At 51.6% G+C, this 2,362-nt stretch carries 2 protein-coding genes; one reads left to right on the top strand and one right to left on the bottom strand.

The genetic code is table 11. The annotated features are described in order from the left end of the window. Window positions 1–569 precede the first annotated feature (569 nt). Entirely contained in the window at window positions 570–1,538 is a 969-nt protein-coding gene (gene mobV / locus HGG74_RS20735; protein ID WP_025766223.1) for a MobV family relaxase, read from the top strand. A gap of 63 nt (window positions 1,539–1,601) precedes the next feature. On the opposite strand, the gene HGG74_RS20730 is transcribed toward mobV, so the two are convergent. Next, window positions 1,602–1,928 (bottom strand): helix-turn-helix transcriptional regulator, encoded by a 327-nt coding sequence (locus HGG74_RS20730; RefSeq protein WP_001070513.1) that lies wholly within the window; start codon window positions 1,926–1,928, stop codon window positions 1,602–1,604. Window positions 1,929–2,362: the final 434 nt, after the last annotated feature.

Here is a 2,362-nt window from a genome sequence, read left to right as displayed (position 1 = left end):
TACGATTAGTACTTGAGGTAAGTACGATTAGTACTTGAGGTGAGTACGATTCTTCTCTCTAGCCCTTGGTGTGCGCGGGTTCCCGTATCTATATCTATATATTAAGGGGGAAAATAAAGGCTGAAAAACGCCATTTTTAAACATCGAAAAACGAGCTTTTTTGAGTCTGGAGCGTACGGATTTCTATGTCCGGGGAGTGGAAATTCCGCTTCCTCGAACGGACAGACTCGCGGCGATGCCGCTCCCTAATCCGTTCTTGCGGCGAGCGGTTCCTGCTCTTTCAAAAACGATATTCATTGCCTGATTTCGTCAAGGGCGAGCGTAGCGAGTGCCATTTACCCTTGACGACTCACCGGATAAAACAGGCTTGGCAGTGGTGGGAGGTGACGCGGAGCGACGCCTTCCACCTGCCAGACCGCCGTTGATTTTGACCTTTGGAAGCGCAGCTTCCCGAACGATTTTGCGAAGCAAAGTCTAGTGAGTACACTATCATCTTGATAGTGGCCCGCCGGAGGTATCGCAATGCGCTCCCCCGCCTGGCTGAATGAATGCCGGAATCAGGGGGGAACATGGCGAACTACGCGATAATGCGCTGCAAAAAGCTGACGGGAATGGGAAGCGTGGCCAGCGCGTTGCAGCACTGCTACCGAGAGCGTGAGACGCCGAACGCTAACGCTGAACGGACACCAGAAAACTACTGCTCTGTGTCCAAATCAACGGATCAGGCAATGGGGCGTGTGCGGGAGCTGCTGCCGGAAAAACGCCGTAAAGATGCGGTACTGGCCGTTGAATACGTTATGACAGCAAGCCCTGAGTGGTGGAAAGAGGCCACACCACGGCAGCAGGCGGAGTTTTTCGCCCGCTCTGAGCAATGGCTGGAGAAGAAATACGGGAAGGATCGTGTTGTGGCGGCGGTGGTTCACCGGGACGAGGCCACCCCGCACCTGTCTGCGTTCGTGGTGCCATTGACGCAGGATGGACGGCTGTCCGCGAAAGAGTTTATTGGCGGGCGGTCAAAGATGCGTGAAGATCAGAGCACCTACGCTGAATCAGTAAAAAAACTGGGTCTTGAGCGCGGCATCGAGGGAAGCCGCGCCACGCATCAGACAGTTCAGCACTACTACGAATCGATAAACCGTGGCACCCGTAGCCAGGTATCGATCTCGCCGGAGGCGCTGGAGCCGCGTGTATTGCGGAAGGGCATTTTCACCAAAGACGTGGAAGATCAGGCAGCCATAGCCAAACGTCTAAGCCACGCAGTGAACGATGGCTTTGCAGGAACCATCGCTATGGCCTCTCAGAGCGCCCAGAACGCAAAAAGAGCGCGTGAGCTACAGAAGACTATGGATGCGCAGCAGAAACGCCTACAGAGCGTAACAGAGCCTTTTAAGGGGCTTTCCAGAGAGCAGATGACCGAAATCCTGATGATGGCTCAGCGGTTTAAGCAGCAAAACCAGGAGAAGGAGAAACAGCAGCGTGTTGAACGTGAGAAACAGCGACAGATGCGATCGCGTGGCATGGGCGGTATGGAGCGTTAGTTTTGATGCGATGCAGGATAGGGCTAACGCCGCAAAATGACGCCATTTGCGGCATTCCAGAGATCAGGTTCTGCCGCCCTGTATAACGCTGAGGCCGTTTTTCAGTGCTTTTTTGTGGTTGCTGACAGTACCTTTCCAGCCGAACTGGGGATTTAGGCGGTACGTTTTGCTCCGCCCAATCTTCGGTCCTTCCAGTATGATCCCGAAATCAATCAGGTTTTTTACCGCACGACTGACATTTGTTTTTTGCATAGTCAGCGCTTCTGCAATATCTATCTGCGCGACCTGGATGTAGTTCTCGTAATCCAGCTCTGCGAGCAAGGCCATCAGTACACGCATCTGGTCATGGTTTAGCTCATTGGCAATGGTAATTAGCGCGGCTTGATTCATAGTAAAGTGCCTCTGGAATGATGACTTTTGTTTGGGACGAATCACTGCTACAAAACCACCTAATTCCTCCCCTGTACTTTGGTCTACCTGCGTGATTCTCCGCATCTAAAAATCTCCAATTTCAGGAAAAATAGTTATCTCTCAAGATAACTAAGTTATCTCTAGAGATAACTATTGTCAAAAACTTTCCGCTTGTGGCGCGGCTTCCGAGACATCCCCTTCTGTATCTTATTACTCTCCGTACTCATACATCGGCAAAATCAGGCGTTTTTCTGCCCGTTCGGTGCGAACGAATTTCTATGTACGGGAAGTGGAAATTCCGCTTCCTCGCTCATTCGCTCACTACGTTCGGTCATGAGTCTGCGGCGAAAAGTACGATTAGTACTTGAGGTGAGTACGATTAGTACTTGAGGTAAGTACGATTAGTACTTGAG

The organism is Arthrobacter mobilis (assembly GCF_012395835.1).
Lineage (GTDB): Bacteria > Actinomycetota > Actinomycetes > Actinomycetales > Micrococcaceae > Crystallibacter > Crystallibacter mobilis.
The sequence above is the reverse complement of the archived record's forward strand: the minus strand, read 5'-3'. Positions and strand labels throughout refer to the sequence as shown.